The organism is Cupriavidus sp. GW823-FHT07A04, from assembly GCF_058794615.1.
In genome coordinates, this window is record NZ_JBXAHA010000022.1 from 25,629 (window position 1) to 45,772 (window position 20,144).

At 63.5% G+C, this 20,144-nt stretch carries 16 protein-coding genes; 8 read left to right on the plus strand and 8 right to left on the minus strand.

What is annotated here, in order from left to right:
* Positions 1 to 6 precede the first annotated feature (6 nt).
* The gene (locus tag AC1Q7Q_RS31760) at positions 7 to 1,548 is read left to right on the plus strand and encodes an efflux transporter outer membrane subunit (protein ID WP_492375061.1); all 1,542 of its coding nucleotides are present in this window, start codon (positions 7 to 9) and stop codon (positions 1,546 to 1,548) included.
* Positions 1,549 to 1,581: 33 nt separating this feature from the next.
* Here the strand turns inward: AC1Q7Q_RS31760 and prpR are convergent, their stop codons facing one another.
* The gene (prpR, locus tag AC1Q7Q_RS31765) at positions 1,582 to 3,528 is read right to left on the minus strand and encodes a propionate catabolism operon regulatory protein PrpR (protein ID WP_492375062.1); all 1,947 of its coding nucleotides are present in this window, start codon (positions 3,526 to 3,528) and stop codon (positions 1,582 to 1,584) included.
* Positions 3,529 to 3,733: 205 nt separating this feature from the next.
* On the opposite strand from prpR, the gene AC1Q7Q_RS31770 reads away from it, so the two are divergent.
* Positions 3,734 to 4,621 carry an isocitrate lyase/PEP mutase family protein gene (locus tag AC1Q7Q_RS31770; protein WP_492375063.1) on the plus strand — a complete coding sequence of 296 codons (888 nt, stop codon included), beginning with the start codon at positions 3,734 to 3,736 and terminating at the stop codon, positions 4,619 to 4,621.
* A gap of 40 nt (positions 4,622 to 4,661) precedes the next feature.
* Here the strand turns inward: AC1Q7Q_RS31770 and AC1Q7Q_RS31775 are convergent, their stop codons facing one another.
* Both AC1Q7Q_RS31775 and AC1Q7Q_RS31780 read right to left on the minus strand, forming a co-directional pair.
* On the minus strand, positions 4,662 to 6,938 hold the full coding sequence (locus AC1Q7Q_RS31775) for an FdhF/YdeP family oxidoreductase (RefSeq protein WP_492375064.1): 2,277 nt from the start codon (positions 6,936 to 6,938) through the stop codon (positions 4,662 to 4,664).
* A 72-nt stretch (positions 6,939 to 7,010) separates the two neighbouring features.
* Positions 7,011 to 9,791, minus strand: a complete 2,781-nt coding sequence (locus AC1Q7Q_RS31780; protein ID WP_492375065.1) for an ATP-dependent Clp protease ATP-binding subunit — start codon at positions 9,789 to 9,791, stop codon at positions 7,011 to 7,013.
* 562 nt (positions 9,792 to 10,353) lie between these two features.
* Here AC1Q7Q_RS31780 and AC1Q7Q_RS31785 point away from each other — a divergent pair.
* Positions 10,354 to 11,160, plus strand: coding sequence for a family 1 encapsulin nanocompartment shell protein (locus tag AC1Q7Q_RS31785; RefSeq protein ID WP_492375066.1), 807 nt, complete (start codon positions 10,354 to 10,356; stop codon positions 11,158 to 11,160).
* Between the two features lie 83 nt (positions 11,161 to 11,243).
* Here AC1Q7Q_RS31785 and AC1Q7Q_RS31790 read toward each other — a convergent pair whose 3' ends face one another.
* Complete coding sequence (locus tag AC1Q7Q_RS31790; RefSeq protein ID WP_492375067.1) at positions 11,244 to 11,441, minus strand: hypothetical protein; 198 nt, start codon at positions 11,439 to 11,441, stop codon at positions 11,244 to 11,246.
* Between the two features lie 97 nt (positions 11,442 to 11,538).
* Positions 11,539 to 11,769 (minus strand): DUF2474 domain-containing protein, encoded by a 231-nt coding sequence (locus AC1Q7Q_RS31795; RefSeq protein WP_492375068.1) that lies wholly within the window; start codon positions 11,767 to 11,769, stop codon positions 11,539 to 11,541.
* 121 nt (positions 11,770 to 11,890) lie between these two features.
* Between AC1Q7Q_RS31795 and AC1Q7Q_RS31800 the strand changes: the two genes are divergently transcribed.
* Positions 11,891 to 12,949, plus strand: coding sequence for a Dyp-type peroxidase (locus AC1Q7Q_RS31800; protein WP_492375069.1), 1,059 nt, complete (start codon positions 11,891 to 11,893; stop codon positions 12,947 to 12,949).
* Positions 12,950 to 13,009: 60 nt separating this feature from the next.
* On the opposite strand, the gene AC1Q7Q_RS31805 is transcribed toward AC1Q7Q_RS31800, so the two are convergent.
* The 3 genes from AC1Q7Q_RS31805 to AC1Q7Q_RS31815 all read right to left on the minus strand — a co-directional run bounded on the left by AC1Q7Q_RS31805 (position 13,010) and on the right by AC1Q7Q_RS31815 (position 16,468).
* Positions 13,010 to 13,930, minus strand: a complete 921-nt coding sequence (locus tag AC1Q7Q_RS31805; protein ID WP_492375070.1) for a bestrophin family protein — start codon at positions 13,928 to 13,930, stop codon at positions 13,010 to 13,012.
* A gap of 125 nt (positions 13,931 to 14,055) precedes the next feature.
* On the minus strand, positions 14,056 to 15,063 hold the full coding sequence (gene cydB / locus AC1Q7Q_RS31810) for a cytochrome d ubiquinol oxidase subunit II (RefSeq protein WP_492375081.1): 1,008 nt from the start codon (positions 15,061 to 15,063) through the stop codon (positions 14,056 to 14,058).
* Between the two features lie 4 nt (positions 15,064 to 15,067).
* The gene (locus tag AC1Q7Q_RS31815; RefSeq protein ID WP_492375071.1) at positions 15,068 to 16,468 is read right to left on the minus strand and encodes a cytochrome ubiquinol oxidase subunit I; all 1,401 of its coding nucleotides are present in this window, start codon (positions 16,466 to 16,468) and stop codon (positions 15,068 to 15,070) included.
* A gap of 481 nt (positions 16,469 to 16,949) precedes the next feature.
* On the opposite strand from AC1Q7Q_RS31815, the gene fdhD reads away from it, so the two are divergent.
* The 4 genes from fdhD to AC1Q7Q_RS31835 all read left to right on the plus strand — a co-directional run bounded on the left by fdhD (position 16,950) and on the right by AC1Q7Q_RS31835 (position 20,087).
* Positions 16,950 to 17,819: a formate dehydrogenase accessory sulfurtransferase FdhD gene (gene fdhD, locus AC1Q7Q_RS31820; protein WP_492375072.1), complete on the plus strand. Its 870-nt coding sequence runs from the start codon at positions 16,950 to 16,952 to the stop codon at positions 17,817 to 17,819.
* A gap of 283 nt (positions 17,820 to 18,102) precedes the next feature.
* Positions 18,103 to 19,161, plus strand: a complete 1,059-nt coding sequence (moaA, locus tag AC1Q7Q_RS31825) for a GTP 3',8-cyclase MoaA (RefSeq protein ID WP_492375082.1) — start codon at positions 18,103 to 18,105, stop codon at positions 19,159 to 19,161.
* Between the two features lie 46 nt (positions 19,162 to 19,207).
* Entirely contained in the window at positions 19,208 to 19,786 is a 579-nt protein-coding gene (locus tag AC1Q7Q_RS31830) for a molybdenum cofactor biosynthesis protein MoaE (protein ID WP_492375073.1), read from the plus strand.
* 43 nt (positions 19,787 to 19,829) lie between these two features.
* Positions 19,830 to 20,087: a MoaD/ThiS family protein gene (locus AC1Q7Q_RS31835; RefSeq protein ID WP_416048496.1), complete on the plus strand. Its 258-nt coding sequence runs from the start codon at positions 19,830 to 19,832 to the stop codon at positions 20,085 to 20,087.
* Positions 20,088 to 20,144 lie beyond the last annotated feature (57 nt).

A 20,144-nucleotide genomic window follows, 5' to 3' on the forward strand; every position in this document is an offset into this window, starting at 1 on the left:
ACCGCCATGCCTGACCACACTTACCACGCTTACCACGCTTACCACGCTTACCACGCCCGCCTTTCCTCCAGCCCGCCCACCCAACGGATTTCCGCCTTGAGTACCTATCCACGACGCGGCATCCTCGCCGGCCTCATTGCAGGCATCGCAAGCATCGCCGCGGCCGGCCTGGCCGGCTGCACCACGGTCGACGTCGCCGTGCCCGACAGTATCGCGGCGCCGGCCGCGTTCAGCGAAGCCCCCGCCGAGGGCACGCCGGCCGCGGCGCAGGACCTGGCGCAGTGGTGGCAGAACTGGAACGACCCGCAACTGACGCAGCGCGTGACCGAGGCGCTGGCGGCCAATCTCGATCTGCGCGTGGCCCAGGCGCGCGTGGCGGAGGCACGCGCGATCGGGCAGGTTGCGGAATCGGCGCTCTACCCGACGCTGTCGGCGCAGGCGCGCGCGGCGCGCGGCGTGGCCGACTTGCGCAGCCCCCCGGGCCTGCCGGATACCTCGCCCGGCCTGGACGGCCATCTTGCCGGACTGACCGTGGCCTGGGAGGTCGACGTCTTCGGCGCCCGCCGCAGCGACGCGCAAGCCGCAGCGGCCGTTGCCCTCAGCGCGCAAGAGCGCCTGCGCGGCACGCGCCTGGTGATCGCCGCCGACGTGGCCGAGAACTACCTGGCGGCGCGCGGCCTGCAGCGCCGCCTGCAGCAACTGGACCGGAGCACGGAGATCGTCGCTCAGTTGCTGAGCTATACCCGCGCGCGCTATGCGGCCGGACAGGCGCTGTCCTACGATGTCGACCGCGTGAACGAACAGCTTGGCGCGTTGCAGGCGCAGCGCCCGGTGCTGACGAGCCAGATCTCGATGCGGGAACGCCGCCTTGCGGTGCTCGCCGGCCAGGTGCCGCAGGCCGCGGCGGCGCTTTCGCCGCCGCCCGCGTTCTTCGTGCCGTCGCCGCCCGCCGGGCAGGTGCCGTCGGACGTGATCGAGCGGCGCCCGGATGTGCGCGCCATGGCCGCGCTGGTACGCGCGCAGGCTGCCAGGCTCGGCAGCGCCAAGGCGGAACGGTTTCCCCGGTTTTACCTGACTTTCCTCGGCCAGGACGGGCGCCTGCACGTGGACGGGCTGCCGGCGCTGAGCGGCACCGGCGGGCTGGTGGGCGTTGGCGTGCAGTTGCCGATCTTCACCGCGGGCCGCGTCCAGGCCGGCATCGATGCTGGCGACGCCCGCCTGCAGGCCGCGCAGGCCGAATACAACCAGACGGTACTGCGCACGCTGGAGGAAGTGGATAACGCCTACAGCCAGCGCAGCAGCCTGGACCAGCGCGGCGCCCGGCTAGCCGACGTGGTCGCCACCGCGCAGCGCAACAGCCAGAACGCCACGCGCCTCTACGAAGGCGGACAGCGCACGCTGCAGGATGTGCTGGACGCGCGCGTCGGCGCGCTGCAGCGGGCGGACGAACTGATCCAGACGCAAACGGCGCAGGCGCTGGCCGCCGTGCAGCTGTATCGGGCGCTCGGCGGAGAATGGCCGGGCGATCCGGAGTCAGCCCGGCATTGAGCTTGATGCATGCGCGTCCGGCGCGGAATCCGCCTACCCTCCCGTTTTCAGCATCCGCCACAGCGTGGTGCGCCCGATCCCCAGTTGCCTGCTGGCTTCGGCGCGGTTGCCGCCGGCTTGTTCGAGCGCAAGCAGTACGTCGGCGCGGGTCAGCGCAGGCCGCTGTGCATCGCTGCCAAGCGCCGGCGGCTCCGGGCGCATTCGCTCGAATTCGGGAAAGACAGCGCGAATCTCCTGCATGGATCCGGCCTGGGGATCGCCAAGGTAGATCGCCGCGCGGGTCAGCAGATTTTCCAGTTCGCGCACGTTGCCCGGCCATGCGTAGCCGTGGAACAGGGGGGCCAGCAGTTCCAGCGCACGCGCCATGACTTCGTCCGGCAAGCCATATTGCGCGATGCTCCGCTTGACCAGGTGGCACGCCAGTTCCGGTATATCGCTGCGCCGCTCGCGCAACGCCGGAAGCGCGATCTGCAGCAGGTTCAGCCGGAAGTAAAGGTCTGCGCGAAACAGGCCCTTTGCCACCAGGGCGTGCAGGTCCCGGTGCGTCGCCGCGATGACGCGCACATCGATCGGCGTGGCGCGCCCAGAGCCTAGCTTCATGACCTCGCGTTCCTGCAATACGCGCAACAGCCGGCTTTGCAGGGCCGCCGGCATCTCCCCGATCTCATCGAGGAAAATCGTCCCGGTGTGGGCGGTCTCGAACAATCCAGGCCTGCCTCCGCGCCGCGCGCCCGTGAACGCACCCTCTTCATGCCCGAACAGTTCACTCTCTATCAGGCCTTCCGGCAAGGCCGCGCAATTGAAGGCGACGAAGGGGTTGCCGCGGCGGCCGCTCGCGTTGTGAATGCCCTGCGCGACCAACTCCTTGCCTGTCCCGCTCTCGCCCGTCAGCAGTATGGTCGCGTCATGCGCCGCGCCGGCACGGGCGAGGCGCCGCACCCTGTCCAGCACGGCGGAGCTGCCGCTCAGGTCGTCCAGGCTGTGCCGTGCGACCAGTTGCGTCGGGCGCTGGGTGGTCCGCAATGACCGGTCGATGCGCTGCGCGGCCTGCGCGTCCTGCACCGTCACCACCGAGCCGGTACGCAGGCCATGCTCGACGATGGGCAGGCAGGTCACGATCAGCGCCCGCCCGCCGATGCGCGCGATCCGTTCTTCCAGCGGGCCTTCGGTGCTGATGGATTCGCGCAGGAAGGGCCCCACCGCAGCCGTCAGTTGACGCGGGATATCCTTGTCGCCAGCCAGCCCGAGCAGGCCGACCATGGCGGGATTGACGGCTTCGAGCTGCCCGGCGTCGTCGAACGCTGCCACGCCATCGCGCAGGTGCGCCACGATGGTGTTCAAGCGCACGCGCTTCGACTCCTTGTGCCGGCTGACCCTTGCCAGCTCGATAGAGCGCTCGAAGGCTTCCTCGACCGCCCCAAGGGAGTACAGGAACACGCTTTCGAGGCCGGCCTGCTGTGCGAAGTCGCACGCCATGCCGGGTCCGATGATGACAGTGCAACCCTGCGCGGCAAGCGATGCGACCGCGGTCCGTACCTCGTCGATCGAGCGATAGGCGCGTTGGAGCAGATCCACCTTCAACCAGGCCCGCAGATCGTCAAGCTCATGCGAAACCGTCTCATGCAGGACGAGCCCGACCCGCTCTCCCGGCCAGGCCGAAGCGGCTTGCGCGATCGCGCTGAGCACGTCAAAGCCGTTTACCTTGACCATCACCACGGGCACGCTCAGGTGATCGCGCAGATAGGCCCCGTTCGAGCCCGCCGCAAGCACGACATCCACGGTGCCCGCGTCGACGTATGCCTGCAGCGCGGCGACCGCGGCGCCATACCCTTCTCGTACCGCAAGTATCTTCGCCCGGTCGCTGTAGCGCGGCGCCACGGTTTCGCACAACGCTTGCAGGCGGCTGATGCTGACCAGGGCGATGCCGGGCCGATGCGCGTCGTGCCGCGAAACGGAAGTGAATGGAGAGAGCGTCGGCACGAGAGGTTTCCTCCAGCTGGTGTGAGATGTTCCACGAAACGTTTCGCGAAACGTTTCAAAAAAACAAAGGAACATTCTCGCACGAATCATTCGCTGGAGCGCGCGCGTAAGTTATTGATTTGTCGGGAGATATGAAAAAGCCAGCCTTTGGCATGGATTGTGCTGAAAGGGTGTCTCCATTATTCAGAGTCCAGAGGTAAGTGCCATGTCATCTCATTCAGCCATCCGCCGCGCGGCATTGCGCCGCAAGGTCGACGAGCGCAGGGGCCTGCTGGTGCCCGGCGCGTTCAACGCGCTAAGTGCCCGCATCATCGAGGACGCCGGCTTCGAGGCGCTCTACCTGACGGGTGCAGGCGTGACCAATATGTCGTTCGGGCTGCCCGATCTGGCCTTTATCGGGCTGCAGGATATCGCCGAGCATACGGCCCGCGTGCGCGATGCCGTTGACCTGCCGCTGATCGTGGACGCGGACACGGGCTTCGGCAATGCGCTGAACGTCCGCCACGCGGTGCGCACGCTTGAGCGCGCAGGTGCCGACGCCATCCAGATCGAGGATCAGGTGCTGCCAAAGAAATGCGGCCACTTTGCCGGAAAGGCGGTGATTTCGACCAGCGAGATGATTGGCAAGCTTCACGCGGCCGTCGATGCGCGGGAAGACAGCAACCTGCTGATCGTGGGCCGCACCGACGCCTGCGCCGGGCACGGCATCGAAGCCGCGATCGAGCGCGGCCATCGTTTCGTCGAGGCCGGCGCGGATGTTCTCTTTATCGAGGCGACCGAGTCGCTCGCCGATATCCAGCGCCTGCCCGCGCTGTTCGATACACCCCAACTGATCAATGTCGTGATCGGCGGCAAAACGCCGACCCTGCCGCGCGACGAACTCGGCAAACTGGGCTATGGCATCGTGCTGTACGCGAACGCGGCGCTACAAGGCGCGGTCCACGGCATGCAGCAGGCGCTGACCGTGCTGCGCGACAGCGGGCGGCTGGACGAGGATCCGTCGCTGGTCGCATCGTTCAGCGAACGCCAGCGACTGGTGAACAAGGTGCTGTTCGACCGCCTCGAGCAGCAATACAAGGCGGGCGAGGAATAGCATCGGCGCCAGGCTATGCCCGGCGCATCCATCGTCAATTTCAATTGCCAGCCGCACGTGTCACGCGAACGGGAATGGATTTGTATGACGGCGTGCCGCTCTCCTTGTCGATGTAATCGAGCGGCACCAGTACGTTCGCCTCCGGATAGTAAGCAGCCACCGATCCCCGCGCGATGCTGTAGGCGATCGCCGTGATGTTCTTGAGCCGCAGCGGCCTGTCCGAGACGATGGTTTCGATGTCGACCAGGTCTCCGTGTTCCAGCCCATGCGACGTCAGGTCAGCCTCGTTCATGAACAGGACGTCGCGGCGCCCGAACACACCACGATAGCGATCATCCAGAGCGTAGATCGTGGTGTTGTACTGGTCATGGCTACGGATCGTGATCAGGCGCAGCACGTTCTCACCCCCGAGAACCACGGCATCCTCGTGCACGCCGCCGTACACGGAGAACTCGGCCTTTCCCGAGGGCGTAAGCCACTTGCGCTCGGTCGGCGGCAATGGAAGGCGGAATCCGCCCGGCGTGCGGATGCGTTCATTGAAGGCTTCGAACCCCGGGATGGTCCTGTCGATCAGGTCACGAATCTTGTCGTAGTCGGCAATCAGCTCCAGCCATGGCACCTTGCTGTCCGGCAAGGTGGCGTGCGCGATGCCGGCAACGATGGCCGGCTCCGAGCGCAACTGCTCGGATGCGGGAGCAAGCTTGCCGGCGGATGCGTGGACCATGGACATCGAGTCTTCCACCGTGATCGATTGCGGCCCGCTCTGCTGCACATCGAGCTCGGTACGGCCAAGGCACGGGAAGATGTAGGTTTCCTTCGCCACCAGGAGGTGCGTGCGATTGAGCTTGGTGCCGACGTGCACGCTCAAGTCGAGCTTTGCCATCGCCGGAAAGGATTGCTCGGGATCCGGAAGTGCCACGGCGAAATTCCCGCCCAGACAGATCAGGGCCTTCGATGATCCATGGATCATCGCTTCCATGGCATTAACGGCGTCGTGGCCGTGTTCGCGGGGAAGCTGGAAACCGAAGACGCCTTCGAGCCGCTTGAGGAAGTCCTCCGACGGCTTCTCCGTGATGCCGACCGTGCGGTTTCCCTGGACGTTGGAGTGCCCGCGCAGCGGGCATATGCCAGCGCCAGGCTTGCCGAAGTTACCCCGCAACAGCAGCAGGTCGGCGATCAGGCGGACATTGGCCGTGCCCTTGTTATGCTGGGTGACGCCCATGCCGTACGTGACAATCACGGCGTTCGACTTCGCATAGGCAATGGCCACCTGTTCGAGATCGGCTTGCAATAGTCCGCTCGCCTTTTCGATGTCCTCCCATGTCGTGGCCTCCAGATCCGCAGCGAAGGCGTCGAAGCCGGTCGTGTGCGCGGCGATGAATTCACGGTCAAGCACGTTGCCCTGTTCCGCCTCCATCGCCATCAGCGACTTCATGATGCCCTTGAGCGCGGCCGCGTCGCCGCCGGCATTGACCTGGAAATAGGTCGAGGCAATCCGGGTCGAGCCGTAGGTGGCCATCTCAAGCCAGTTCTGCGGATCGGCGAAGCGCTCCAGGGCACGTTCGCGCAGCGGATTGAAGACAATGATCGGCACGTTGCGCCGTGATGCCTCGTGCAGCGTGCCCATCATCCGCGGATGATTCGTGCCCGGGTTGTGGCCGATCGCGATGATGAGATCGCACTTGTCGAAGTCGTCAAGCGATACCGTGCCTTTGCCGATACCGATCGATTGCGGCAGCCCGACACTGGTCGGCTCGTGACACATGTTCGAGCAGTCAGGGAAATTGTTCGTGCCGTACTCCCGCACAAAGAGCTGGTACAGGTAGGCGGCCTCGTTCGACGCCCTGCCGGACGTATAGAACTCCACCTGGTCCGGCGGCAAGCTGCGCAGGATCTGCCCGATCCGGCCGAACGCCTCCTCCCACTCGACAGCCCGGAATGTATCCGTGGCGCGGTCGTACACGAGCGGATGCGTCAGCCGGCCCATGTCCTCCAGCTCGAAATCCGACCGCTGCAGCAGCGATGACACGGTGTTGTTTGCAAAAAACTCCGGGCGCACGCGCTTGGTTGTCGCCTCCCACGTGACGGCCTTCGCGCCGTTCTCGCAGAACTGGAAGTTGGAGCGATGCTCCTTGTCGGGCCAGGCGCAACCCGGGCAATCAAAGCCGTCGGGCTGATTGGTCCGAAGCAGCGTGATCGGGGCCTTGATGGTTTCCATCTGCAGCCGGATGGCCTGGGCCGTCGCTCGCAGCGCTCCCCAGCCGCCAGCAGGGCCGTCGTATTCCCTGATGCCGGGCACTTCGCGTCGATTGGTCATTTGATCAACTCCATGGATGAAAACTGTGGCGCTACGCAATCGAGCCGATTTGACGCGCCTCGCTGTCTACGACTATGCGGCCGACTTCTTCGGCCTTGATCCGGCACGACGATCCGGATCCGCGTCCTTCGACGTGGTTCCATCGGAAGGCGGGATGTCCTTTGCCTTGGGCTCGGCCGGGAGCTTGTCGAACCGTATGTCGCCGCTGTCGTTGTCGTAGTCGATCATGGCGCTGTCGCCCGACTTCAGCGCGTCACCGAGAATCTCCTTCGCGAGACGCGTTTCGATGATCTGGCGAATCTGGCGCTTCAGTTCGCGTGCGCCGAACTCGGGCTGGTAGCCGACGTCGACCAGATGGTCGACGAGCGCCTCGCCAAAGCTGAGCGTGATGTCCTGTGCTGCCGCGGTACGCACGATGCGATCGAGCTGGATGTGCACGATCGCGCGGATATTCTCCTTGGCCAGTGCGTTGAACACGATGATCTCGTCGATCCGGTTCAGGAACTCTGGACGGAAGTGCCCCTTCAGCACGTCCATCAGCGCCTCGCGGACTGCCTTGTCAGGTTTGCGCGCGGCCTCGGGCCGCGCCAGGTTCTCCATGATGATGGAGGCCCCGAGGTTGCTGGTAGCGATCAGGATCGTGTTGCTGAAGTCGACCACGCGGCCTTTGCCGTCGGTGAGCCGCCCGTCGTCAAACACCTGCAGCAGCACGTTGTAGACGTCGGGGTGCGCTTTCTCGATCTCGTCAAGCAGGATCACGCTGTAAGGACGCCGCCGCACGCGCTCGGTCAGCTGGCCGCCCTCTTCGTAGCCCACGTAGCCCGGTGGCGCACCGATCAGGCGCGCTACCGCGTGGCGCTCCATATACTCGGACATGTCGATGCGGATGATCGCCTGCTCGTCGCCAAATACGGTTTCGGCCAGAGCCTTCGCCAGCTCCGTCTTGCCCACGCCGGTGGGTCCCAGGAACAGCAAGGTCGCGATCGGCCTGTGCGTCTGGCCGAGGCCCGCGCGCGACAGACGTACCGCATCGCTCACCGCGACCACCGCATCTTCCTGGCCAACCACCCGCTCGCGCAGCTTCGCCTCCATGGCAAGGAGCTTCTGCCGCTCTGCCTGCGTGAGCTCCGCGACCGGAATGCCAGTGAGGCGAGACACCACCTCGGCCACTGTTGCCACCGTCACCTCGAGCGTCTCCGAGCCTGTCTTTCGCTGCCACGCCTCCATCGCCTCGTCGAGCTGCTTCTGCTTCTCGCCGATGCGCTCCTCGAAGCGCTTCGCCTCGTCGAAGCGCTTGCGCGACGACGCATAGTCCTGCTCGCGCTTGAGCTGCGCGGCTTCCGCTTCCAGTTCCTGGATCGCGGCCGGACGGGATGTCGCACCGATCCGCACCCGTGCCGCGGCCTGGTCGATCAGGTCGATCGCCTTGTCGGGCAGGAAGCGCGACGTGATGTAGCGATCCGCGAACTCGGCCGCCGCGACAAAAGCATCGTCGGAGAAGGTCACCTGGTGATGTGCCTCCAGCTTGTCACGCAAGCCGCGCAGGATCACGATGGTCTGCTCGACGCTCGGCTCCGGCACGAGGACCGGCTGAAAGCGCCGCTCGAGTGCCGCGTCCTTCTCGATGTACTTCTGGTATTCATTCAGTGTCGTTGCGCCGATCAGGCTGAGCTCGCCGCGCGCCAGCGCAGGCTTGAGCACATTGGCGATGTCGAGGCCGCCCTCGCCCCCGCCCTGACCGGCCCCGACGATCGTGTGCAACTCGTCCACGAACAGGATCAACGAGTCCTGCTTCGCGGTGACCTCCTCGATCAGCTTTTGCGCGCGCTCCTCGAATTCGCCGCGGTACTTCGCTCCCGCAACCATCGCGTTGATATTCACTTCGACGAGCCGCTTGTCGCGCAGCACCTCCGGCACGTCGCCGTTGACGATCCGCTGCGCGAGTCCTTCCACGATGGCTGTCTTGCCGACGCCCGGCTCGCCGATCAGCACGGGATTGTTCTTCTTGCGCCGGGCCAGCACCTCGATCGTGCTCTCGATTTCCTGCGCGCGGCCCAGCACCGGATCGAGCTTGCCCTGACGCGCCATGGCGGTGAGATCGCGGCCGAACTTGTCCAGGTTAGGCGTGCCTGTGCCGCCTTCGATGCGGCCATCCTCCGCGCCCTTGCCCACCACCTTGACGACCTTCTGGCGCAAGCCTTCCGGTGTCACGCCATACTTCTTGAGCAGGGCTCCCGCGATGCTCTCGGGTACCGCGGCAAGGCCGATCAGCAGATGCTCGGGCCCGACGTACGAGTGGCCCAGCTCATGCGACGCCTGGAAGGCAAACTGAAAGGCCTTCTTCAAACGCGGCGAGATCGTCATCCGGTCGAGCGGCGCGTCGGGGGCCGCTTCCCCAGTGCGCGCGTGCTCGTCGATGTAGGTCTTGATGTCCTGCGCCGATATTTTGAGCTCCTTGAGCAGTGCGCCAGCAATGTCGTTGTCGGCAAGCACGTACAGGAGATGCTCCGTGTCGAGCTCGGCGCGGTGCAACTCGTGCGCCTTTTCTGCCGCGCGCTGCAACAGTTCTAGTGTCTGCTCGCTGAAGGCGTCCGTGGCATCGACGGATTCGCGCGGCACCTCGGCGGAGAACGAGCCCGCATCGCCAGGCTCGCCGCCCATGCCCCCAAACAGATGGGACAGCCCGCTTGCTCCGCTCAACAGGGAGTCGAACGGGTTCAGCATGTTCTGGTGCCGCAACATCTGCCGGTAGTGATAGTCACAGATTGAGAGCGTCCTGCGCTCGCCGTTCTCCATCACGGTGACACGGGCAACCGCGGGGCGTGCATTACAGATATCGCAGAGGTCTGGCATGGCGTGAGGATCCTTGTTGGTCGAAGCGTTCAGACTGTTCGAATCGGATGCGGCATGGCAGCCGGGCTGTTCTGGCGTTGCGAGGCCGAGAGGCCACTGGAATCATCCAGCTGTTGACTGATTCTTCTGCCCCTGTCTTGGCAAGTTTCCGACTTCGTCGCAGTGAGATCAGCCTGTGGCTAACATAGCTGATCGCCAAGCCGGCGCAAAGATACAGTTGATAACGATCGGTGCGCGTCGACTGTGCTCTCCCTCTTTTCCGTCTGTTCGGTGAGGGAAATCGGATGAAATTGAATGGTGCGGCGGCGCTGTTCCTGATTCCGGGCGTGGCAGCGAGCACCGTTTAGAGCACAGTGGGATCGGCTTGCACAATACGATGCGGCAGAAGCCTTGCTGTGCTCTTGCCCGGTCCGTGACGTTCATTGAGAATGCTCGAGCAACGACGCAACGACGCGCTCGACCGGCACCCAGGAGGTCGCGGTTGAAAGAATCGAACACCAGACATGCAACGAAGACGGCATGACGATACGATGCGTAGCGGCCAGTCAAAGGAAGCCTTCAAATGAACAATCTCCATCGGCAGTTGGCGCCAATCTCCGAAGGTGCTTGGGAGCAGATTGAGCAGGAAGCATCTCGCACCCTCAAACGCTACTTCGCCGCTCGGCGTGTTGTCGATCTGATTGGACCGAAGGGTCTCGAATTCTCAGCGGTTGGCACTGGCCAACTGCGGGAAATCGCACCGCCGGGCGACGGCATCGAAGCGGTCCAACGCGATGTGCGGGCGCTGGTGGAACTACGGGTCCCGTTTGCGCTGTCGCGCCAGGAGATGGATGGCGTCGAACGTGGGTCGAACAATCCCGACCTGCAGCCACTGAAAGATGCGGCGCGCAAACTCGCACAGGCCGAGGATCACATTGTCTTCGAAGGCTATGCGGCGGCCGGGATCCAGGGGATCTCTCAGGGTGCCGGCCATGCCGCGCTGGACCTTCCACCCGATATCGGCGGATATCCGGCCGCGGTGGCGCAGGCCGTAGACCAGTTGCGCCGTGCTGGTGTCGATGGGCCCTACAGGCTACTTCTGGGCGACAAGCCATTCACGGCCGTGAGCGGGGCCACTGACAACGGATATCCTGTTCTACGCGACATTCGCCAGCTTGTGGACGGCGACATCATCTGGGCGCCAGCGATGGACGGCGGCATGGTGCTCACCGAGCGGGGCGGCGATTTCGAACTGCACATCGGTCAGGACGTATCCATCGGCTACCTTGACCATACCGACGCCACCGTTCGATTGTATTTTCAGGAAACGTTTACCTTTCTCATGCTGACCGCCGAGGCAGCCGTCGTGCTTGGACGTTCGGAGCGGTAGATGGCCTGGCCTGCGGCGCGTATGCCTGTCGACCATCTCACGGCAGTAGCTACCTCCGCCACTTGGCAGGACCGCGAGCATGCTCACCCGCCGAGCTCTTGAAACGCGTGGCCGTTGGCTTGCAGTTCCTTCAGGAGTCCGGGCGGCAGCTCGCTCTGCCAGACATGCCCCTCGAGCTGCCACTGACTTGCATCCTGGAGGTCGGGCAGGCCTGCCCCCTTCAGCACGTAGAGTCCCAGCGTCGGCTTCTTCAGATGGATGTAAAAGTCAAATTCCTGCATGTTCGGGCTCCCCACTAAAACGCAAGGGCCTGCCTTGGCCAGGCCGCACGCGTCAACAGACACCGCCGATCGATGAACACAGGGTCCATCCTTGTATTCAATGAGACCTGAATCCAATGGCCCCCATCGCGAGCCGGATGAGTGCCGCGACCAAAGCGACTGAAAGCACGCCGGCGGCCCAGAGCCCGACTAGCCAAAATAACTGGCTCCAGCGGCTGCGCCACCTTGAAGCCCGATTGAGCAAGTTGTTCATCTCTTTGATCCTCCGGAGTGACCAGCAACGCTTGCGTTCGGCGAACTTAACCTTCCCGCGAGACAAGTGGGCCATCCACCCAGCATAGGCACCTTTGAATGATAGGATAGACAGCGGTCCGGCTATCGCGAACAGTCATAACAGTCATTTATCATTCCACCATTCTTGAAACTCGTCCTGGAAGACACTCGTCAACATGGCAAACATCATCCCCGAGCAGCAAGCCGTATGTAGTCCGATCACCCGTAGCGCGATCTTCATCGTCGCGGTCCTGTCCGCGGGCGAGAACAGCGCGGATACCGTGCGTGAATTGTGCGCGGATATCGGCGCCCTCGTTCGTGCCGTGGGAAAGCGAGTCCCCGGTGGCAACCTCTCGTGCGTCTGCGGATTTGGTTCGGAGGCCTGGGACAGACTGTTCGGAGAACCCCGTCCCGCCAGCTTGCACGCCTTTCGCGAATTCGGTGCCGGCGATCGCCGCGCCATGGCGACGCCGGGCGACCTGCTCCTGCACATTCGCGCCGACCAGATGGACCTGTGCTTCGAGCTCGCAACACAGTTGATGAGCCGGCTTGGCGCGGCCGTGTCGGTGGTTGACGAAGTACATGGCTTTCGCTACTTCGACATGCGCAGCATGGTCGGCTTTGTCGATGGCACCGAGAACCCGACGGGCGCCGAGTCCATCCGCTTCACGATCATTGGTGATGAGGACCCCTCGTTCGCCGGGGGCAGCTACGTGATGGTGCAAAAGTACCTGCATGACATGGCTGGATGGAATAACCTCTCCGTCGAGGCGCAAGAGCGAATCATCGGCCGCACGAAGCTGTCGGACATCGAGCTCGATGCAGCGGTCAAGCCGTCGTCGTCGCATAGTTCGCTCACCACGCTTGAGGAAGACGGGGAGGAGGTGAAGATCCTGCGCGACAACATGCCTTTTGGACAGCCAGGCAAAGGCGAGTTTGGCACGTTCTTCATCGGGTATGCCCGCTCGCCCAAGCCGCTGGAGCAGATGCTTGAGAACATGTTCGTCGGGCGGCCGCCTGGAAACTATGACAGGCTGCTGGACTTCAGCAGGGCAGTCACCGGCGGCCTGTTCTTCATTCCATCGGCCACGCTGCTGGAAGACCTTGCCGAGCGTCGCCCGAATGCCAATCAAGCGGATAGCGGTGGTCATGGCTCCCCTTTGTCGTCGGAGGCGCAGCGCCAGGACGGTTCCCTGAAGATTGGTTCGCTCAAAGCGGCATCGCAAGCCGATTGACCGGGTTGACCTCGTTGGCATGCTCGGCACCTGTTGACTCTTGCCAATCGGGAAGATCGGCTATGTGAATTGATAAGGCCGGACCGCTACCGTTTCCGCCGGTAGCTCGCGATCGCAAAGCTCGAGAATCGACCGCTCGATATTGCGCGTCATGGCATCGAGCGCCAGCGCGTTCGGTGCTAGTCCGAATGGCTCGGCGACTTCACTTGCGATCGCCTCCAGGGCAATCAGCGTGTAGGAGATGAAGACGCATAGCAATGGCGTGAAGAACTCCGTCGAGTCGACCAGGCCAAACGGAAGCAGCACGCAGTAGGCGTAGACCGTGCGATGCAGCAGCACGTTATAGGCAAACGGAATCGGCGTGGAGACGAGCCGCTCGCATCCCCCAAGCGCCTTACCCAACTCGTTGATCTGGGTGTCGAGTATCCAGCGCGTGGTGTCGGCTCCAGCGGCTTGTCCCTGGCAACGGGCGAGGCCGCGGCGAAGGTCATTCAGCAAGGCCGTCGGCGTGTAGGACCTCCCATGCAACGCCGCCATTTGCTCAGGGGCGAGGAAGCGGCGCAGGTCCTCTGTCGGGTCGGTCGCGCGCAACCGATGCTTAAGCGCATAGATGAACGCGATCAGCGTATTGGCGAGTCGGGTGCGATCCGCCGCCTCCAGATGTTCTGGCAGATAGCAGAGCATCTGCGAAGTGAGCGAGCGCGATGCGATCAGCAGGTTGCCCCACAAGTGGCGAGCCTCGTTGAAACGGTCGTAGCTCGCGTTGTTCCGGAACGCGAGAAAGATGGCCAACGCCAGGCCGAACAGCGTGAATGGCGCCGTATTGAGGGGGATCTTCTCGCCAAACACCTTCCCATGGGTAAACACGGCCAGGCTGCTGACAGCCCCCATGAAAACAAGTTGGGGAATGATGGTTTGCAATACCGAACCGTTCCAGACGAACAGCATCAGGAACCAGTTTTGTCTCGGCCTCACAATCATGGCGTCTTCTTCTCCGGCATTGCTGCGGGTGGGGGATGCTCCAGGGCTAGCGGGAGCGAACTGCGGTGCGGCCACGCAGTCCGGCAAAGGACCGGAACGCCGGCGCGACCGGTATCTGGCATGGGTCAGTGATAGCCGGCATCGCCCTCGCGCACCTTGCCCCGGAATACCCGGTATTGGAGTGCGTTGTAGACCAGGATGACCGGTAGCACAATGACGGTGCCAACCAGCGCGAAGAGCTGGCTGGACGGGCTGGAAGACGCTTCCCAGATCGTCAGCGACGGCGGAAGAATGTTCGGCCAGATGCTGATGATCAAGCCGCTATAGCCGAGAAAGCACAGCGCAAGCGTCAGGAGAAAGGGGGTCGCTTCGTGCCGCAGCCGGACTGCGCGGAAGATGCCCCATGCACAGGCCAGCACCAGGACAGGCACTGGCAGGAACCAGCCAAGGTTGCCGCTGCCGAACCAGCGATGGGCCACCGCCGGCAATCCCAGTACCGTCCAAAGGCTGACGATCGCGATGGCACCCAGCAGCACGCACACCAGAGGCCGCATCAGCAGCCGCATCTTGCGCTGCAGTTCACCGTCCGTCTTCAGGATCAGCCATCCGCAGCCCAGCGCGGCGTAGGTAAGGAGAACGCCGATGCCGCAGAACACACTGAATGGCGAGAGCCAGTCGAACGGTCCTCCGGCAAAACGGCCGTCGACGATCCTGATCCCCTGCAGGAGCGAACCCAGCACGATTCCCTGGCAGAAGGACGCCAGCGCGGAGCCGCCAATAAAGGCGAGATCCCACAGATGCTGCGTCCGCTTTGCCTTCGCCCGCAGCTCGAACGCCGCGCCCCGGAAGATCAGGCCGACGACCATCAGGATCAGCGGCAGGTAGTTTGCCGGCAGCAGCGTTGCGTAGACGACCGGGAAGGCGCCATACAGCCCGGCCCCCCCGAGCACCAGGAAGGTCTCGTTCCCGTCCCAGACCGGCGCGACGGTATTGAGCATCACTTGCCGGTCTCCCTTGGCTTCGAAGAATGGAAACAGGAGGCCGATGCCAAGATCGAATCCATCCAGCATCACATAGATAAAAACGCCGAGGCCGATGATGGCGGCCCATATCACGGGCAGATCGATTGACATGGATTCATTCTCCTTCCAGCGCATCCGAGGGTGCGGCCAGTGCGCGACTACGCAATCCTGGGTGCTTGAGCAAGGCGGCGGCATGCGAGTTCAGCACCGGTCCGCGCGTCATCAGCTTCATCATGTAATAGACGCCCATCCCGAAGACCAGGAAGTAAACGATGACGAAAATCAGCAAGGAAACCCCGGCAAGCTGGGCGCTGATCGGAGAGACGGAATCTTCCGTGCGCAGCACGCCATATACGGTCCAGGGCTGGCGGCCGACCTCGGTCGTGATCCAGCCCGCCAGCAGCGCGATCAGCCCGGATGGCCCCATGCACAGCACGAGCCACTGATACCAGCGCATTTCATAGAGGCGGCCACGCTTTCTCAGCAGCAGGCCGAGCAGCGCGGTCAACAGCATCAGCATGCCGAGTCCCGCCATGATCCGGAACGTCCAGAACAGGATCGGCGAGTATGGCCGGTCCTGCCGCGGAAATGCCTTCAGGCCGCGAATCTCGCCATCCCAGCTGTGCGTCAGGATCAGGCTGCCGAGATGAGGGACCTTCAGCGCGTAGTGTGTCTCTTCCGACTCCATGTCGGGAAGACCGAACAGATTGAGCGCCGTGCCGCCCTTCTCCGTTTCCCAAAGACCTTCGATCGCTGCGATCTTGGCCGGCTGATACTCGCGCGTGTTGAGGCCATGCGCGTCACCCACGACGATCTGGACCGGTGTTACCAGCAGCAGGATCCACAACGCCATCGAGAAGCTGCGCTTGACCGGCACATCGCGCCGCCCCTGCAACAAATGCCAGGCGCCGCACGCGGCGACCATGAATCCCGCCACGATGAACGCCGCGATTGTCATGTGCGCGAGGCGATAGGGAAAGGACGGGTTGAACACCACCTTCAGCCAGTCGACCGGGACAATGCGGCCGTTCTCCATGGCGAATCCTTGCGGGGTATGCATGAAGCTGTTTGACGCCAGGATCCAGAATGTGGAAATGAGCGTACCCAAGGCAACCATCAGTGTCGCGAAGAAGTGCGCGCGAGCACTCACCCGCTGCCAACCGAACAACATCACGCCGAGAAAGCCTGCCTCGAGGAAGAAGGCCGTCAGTACCTCATACGTCAGCAGCGGTCCCGTGATGTTGCCCGCAACCTGCGAGAACCCGCTCCAGTTCGTGCCGAACTCGTAGGCCATTACAACGCCGGAAACCACGCCCATGCCGAAGCTGACCGCGAATACCTTCGACCAGAACAGGAACATATCCTTGTAGCTGCTATCCCCCGTCGCCAGCCAGCGCCATTCCAGCACGGCGAGGAAACTCGCCATGCCGATGCTGATCGCTGGAAAGACGATATGGAATGAAACGGTGAAGGCAAACTGCAGCCTGGCAAGATGTAAGGCATCGAAGATTTCCATGATTCTCACTTGCACCTGGAAGGAAGGGTCCACGGCATCAGCCAGGACCGCGCGATTCAAATCGAAGATGGCCCTTCCGGATCGCGCGAGGCCGGAGGGGGGCACGCCGAACCGGCTAACCGGAGACACACCGGAGCGCGAGGGCATCAAATCTGGATACGACGATAGTGCAGTTTTGAGAGGGCATGCAAACGAATGTCGCTGCACGAGAACTGTGTTCCGTCGATTCGTATTGAGCTGTGCCCGAAAACCGGGTGCGCATCGCGATAGCATGCAAACTGTGTTCTGCCTGACCGAAGTCGTGGCGTTCGCATACAGCTTGCAGCAACAGCAGCGGCCATCGGATCTGTGCTCTAGCGATTTGGCGCGGCGGCGCATATAAATCCAACTGTCAGGCTTGACGCGGACTGCCCACGGCATGCGGCATGCCGTACTCACGAATGTTCTGAACTGCTGAATTAATGCCTTCAAGGGGTCCCCAATGTTGCAATGCCCGTCCGTCATGGATCGAACCGGTAGCGTCGAATGCACGGTGATACGCCACAGGCACGGCGACGAGTTTCCGATCTCGGATCACGTTGCGGAAGAACTGCCCGTTGCGCTGGTGTTCAACGGCATCTCGCACGCCGTGATGATGGCCACGCCCATCCATCTGGAAGTATTCGCGCTGGGCTTCTCGCTCAGCGAAGGGATTGTCGAGCGCGCCTCCGACGTATTCGATATGGAAGTGCTCTTCCATGCCGGCAGCGCGGAAGTGAGGCTGACAATTTCCCAGGAGGCGTTCGCCATCCTGAAAGGAAGGCGGCGATCACTCGCCGGGCGTTCGGGGTGCGGCGTCTGCGGAATCGAGAGCATCGCGCTGCTGGACCTGGAGCCGGCGCGCATTCTTCACGCGGGCTCGGCGGCTGACATCGGCACCGAAGCCGTCTGGCGCGCCACTCGCGAGTTGCCCGAGCACCAGATGCTCATGCGCAAGACGGGGGGCGTCCATGCCGCGGCTTGGTGCACCAGGGACGGTGCCGTGCTCGAGGTCTTCGAGGACGTCGGCAGGCACAACGCACTCGACAAGCTGATTGGCCAGCTTGCACGAAGCAAGGCAGACACGCGCGCCGGCTTCGTTCTGCTTTCCAGCCGCGCCAGCTACGAGCTTGTGCGCAAGGCCGCGCGCCTCCATATCCCGATGATCGCGACAATCTCGGCTCCCACGACCCTCGCGATCGACATCGCGCGCCAGGCGGGGATCCGGCTGCTCTGCTTCTGCCGTGGCGACGGCTTCGTGGAGTACACGCCTGCGGCCTGCGACGCGGCAATCGATGCCATGGCGCCGAGCAGACAGCACGGGATGCGATGAAGGGCCATGCGCCGATACGCTTCCCGCAGGCCATTCTCGAGCTTTGCGATGCGTAACTGTACTCTTCGGATCCTCGGCGAACTGTATGCGCGACCCCGCCCGGGTCCGGCTTATGCTGAGTCCAGGCCAGCCGCATTGGCAGACCGGCCGCGCTCGCCCTCCGGCCCGAAGCCTTAAGACAGATGCCGGAGACCGGCCCTTCCACAGTCTCGCCTCGCATGCCACCGGATAGATCGTGAGCGCCATCAAGCAGAACGTTGCCTCCCTCTTTGCCGACACCCGCATATCGGCTGACGTCGATGCCGATGCCAATGTGCTTGACCGGCTCGGTCGCCCGCTGCGCGATCTGCGCCTCTCGGTCATCGACCAGTGCAACTTTCGCTGTACGTACTGCATGCCACGGGAGGTCTTCCCTGCCGACTACGCATTCATGCCATCGGCCGACCGTCTGTCGTTCACGCAGATGGTCAAGATCGCAAAAGCATTCACGTCGCTCGGTGTCGAGAAGATCCGCATTACCGGGGGCGAGCCACTGCTGCGGCGCGGCCTGGAAGCACTGGTGGAGCAGCTTGCGAAGCTGACGACCGTGTCTGGCAAGCCGTTGGAAATCGCGATAACGACAAACGGCACGCTGCTCGCCGCCAAGGCCCGCGCGCTCAAGGACGCCGGCCTGAGCCGCGTGACCGTCAGTCTCGACGCGGTAGAAGACGCCGTATTTCGGCGTATGAGCGACGCCGACGTGCCTGTGTCGCGCGTCCTGGACGGCATCGAGGCCGCGTCCGCCGCCGGGCTTGCGCCGGTCAAGGTCAACGCGGTGGTGCAGCGGGGCGTAAACGAAAGCCAGATCCTCCCACTCGTGCGCCTGTTCAAAGGCACTGGCGTGGTGGTGCGATTCATCGAATATATGGACGTCGGCGGGGCCGACTTCTGGTCCGATGCCGCGGTGCTCACGGCTCGGCAGACCCGGGATAGGGTCGAAGCCGAGTTTCCCCTGACCCCCGTCGAACCGGGGCCGGGATCGAGCACCGCGCTCCGCTACCGTCACACGGACGGCGGCGGCGAGGTGGGTTTCATCGCAAGCGTATCGCAGCCGTTCTGCGGATCGTGCTCACGTGCGCGCGTTTCGGCTGACGGCCAGCTCTATACCTGCCTGTTCGCCAGTCAAGGGACCAGCCTCAAACCCTGGCTGTCGGAGAGCGCGTCGGAGGCACAGCTGGCGCAGGCGATCCGTCACCAGTGGACCGGCCGCGCCGACCGCTATTCCGAGCTGCGCGCAACGGCCCGCAGCAACGGGCAGAGTCAGCGTTACCCGACTGTCCGCATGTCGCTCGTCGGGGGTTGAATCTTCACCAGTGGGTACGAAGCAAGCCGATACCTGGAGAACAACAATGACATCAACGTTCCATCCAAAGATGACAGCCGACGACGCGCCCGGCACGGGCAGTGAGGCTCGCGCCGAAGACGTCGCGCAGAGCACGGAGAGCGCGGACTTTGCGCAGCGTGCCATCGCCGCCGGCTTCGAGGTGCGCGTGCAGCACCAGCCGATCGACTTCGCAGCGCAGATCGATCCCATCATGCGCAATCCCAATGTGGGTGCGGTTGTGAATTTCCTGGGGGTCGTGCGCCAGTTCGGTGACGCCGACGATGTTGCGGCGCTTGAGATCGAACACTATCCAGGGATGACCGAACGGGCACTATGGAGCATCATCGAGGAGGCAAACGCGCGGTGGCGACTGGATGCCGTGAAGATCGTGCATCGGATCGGTCGTATCGCGCTCGGCAATCCGGTGGTCCTTGTCATCGTCGCATCTCAGCATCGTGAGGCAGCGTTCGATGCATGCGAGTTCCTGATGGATTTCCTCAAGACCTACGCGCCCTTCTGGAAAAAAGAGATCCGACGCGACGGCACAGCGGAATGGGTCGAATCCAAGGCACGAGACGAGCTGGCTGTGAACCGCTGGGGCTGACCCCCCGCCCATCCAGCCAGAAACCGAAAACAGGACAGCGCACATGAAACTCACCATCAGGTACTTCGCCAGCATTCGTGAACATCTTGGCGTCACGCAAGAGATCGTCGATATCCATGCGCCCGGGATCACCGTAGAGGGCATCAGGGAAACGCTCGCATCGCGAGACGCACGCTCGGCGCAAGCGTTGCAGACCCACCGGCCGGTACGGGCCGCTGTCAACCTGGAACTGGTCGATGGCGCCTTCGTGGTGCGCGAGGACAGCGAGATCGCGTTCTTTCCGCCTGTCACGGGCGGCTGATCGATGCCAGACCGATGCCTGACGGCAGGGCCCTGGACGCAGGGCCACCCCGGTATC

Bases quoted from the DNA above. Each gene is read 5' to 3' on its own strand.
- AC1Q7Q_RS31760 (WP_492375061.1), top strand. From the start codon at position 7: ATGCCTGACCACACTTACCACGCTTACCACGCTTACCACGCTTACCAC.
- AC1Q7Q_RS31770 (WP_492375063.1), top strand. From the start codon at position 3,734: ATGTCATCTCATTCAGCCATCCGCCGCGCGGCATTGCGCCGCAAGGTC.
- AC1Q7Q_RS31775 (WP_492375064.1), bottom strand. From the start codon at position 6,938: ATGACCAATCGACGCGAAGTGCCCGGCATCAGGGAATACGACGGCCCT.
- AC1Q7Q_RS31780 (WP_492375065.1), bottom strand. From the start codon at position 9,791: ATGCCAGACCTCTGCGATATCTGTAATGCACGCCCCGCGGTTGCCCGT.
- AC1Q7Q_RS31785 (WP_492375066.1), top strand. From the start codon at position 10,354: ATGAACAATCTCCATCGGCAGTTGGCGCCAATCTCCGAAGGTGCTTGG.
- AC1Q7Q_RS31790 (WP_492375067.1), bottom strand. From the start codon at position 11,441: ATGCAGGAATTTGACTTTTACATCCATCTGAAGAAGCCGACGCTGGGA.
- AC1Q7Q_RS31795 (WP_492375068.1), bottom strand. From the start codon at position 11,769: ATGGCCCACTTGTCTCGCGGGAAGGTTAAGTTCGCCGAACGCAAGCGT.
- AC1Q7Q_RS31800 (WP_492375069.1), top strand. From the start codon at position 11,891: ATGGCAAACATCATCCCCGAGCAGCAAGCCGTATGTAGTCCGATCACC.
- AC1Q7Q_RS31805 (WP_492375070.1), bottom strand. From the start codon at position 13,930: ATGATTGTGAGGCCGAGACAAAACTGGTTCCTGATGCTGTTCGTCTGG.
- cydB (WP_492375081.1), bottom strand. From the start codon at position 15,063: ATGTCAATCGATCTGCCCGTGATATGGGCCGCCATCATCGGCCTCGGC.
- AC1Q7Q_RS31815 (WP_492375071.1), bottom strand. From the start codon at position 16,468: ATGGAAATCTTCGATGCCTTACATCTTGCCAGGCTGCAGTTTGCCTTC.
- fdhD (WP_492375072.1), top strand. From the start codon at position 16,950: ATGTTGCAATGCCCGTCCGTCATGGATCGAACCGGTAGCGTCGAATGC.
- AC1Q7Q_RS31830 (WP_492375073.1), top strand. From the start codon at position 19,208: ATGACATCAACGTTCCATCCAAAGATGACAGCCGACGACGCGCCCGGC.
- AC1Q7Q_RS31835 (WP_416048496.1), top strand. From the start codon at position 19,830: ATGAAACTCACCATCAGGTACTTCGCCAGCATTCGTGAACATCTTGGC.